Raw genomic sequence first — 218 nt, forward strand, 5'->3', positions numbered from 1 at the left:
ATTAAGTCTACTTTGATTTTACCTATTTTTTCGGGATCATTATTATATTGTTCAAGTACATTTAATGGTATAAATGGCACTACATCAAGTAAAGCACTTTCCCCTGATTTAATTAATGTATTAATTTCATCAATTGATATATTTCTCATATCAATCTTTGTAGGTTGTGAATTATTTTGGTTTATGTTTTTTTCTACAGCAATAGATTCAGTCGGCAT

1 pseudogene is annotated in these 218 nt (G+C 27.1%); it reads right to left on the minus strand.

What is annotated here, in order from left to right:
- A pseudogene (locus tag AAEY55_RS18710) lies at positions 1 to 218 on the minus strand (hypothetical protein); the annotation flags it as partial.

The organism is Pseudoalteromonas sp. 120-MNA-CIBAN-0494 (genome assembly GCF_040308885.1).
GTDB classification, from domain to species: Bacteria; Pseudomonadota; Gammaproteobacteria; order Enterobacterales; family Alteromonadaceae; genus Pseudoalteromonas; species Pseudoalteromonas nigrifaciens.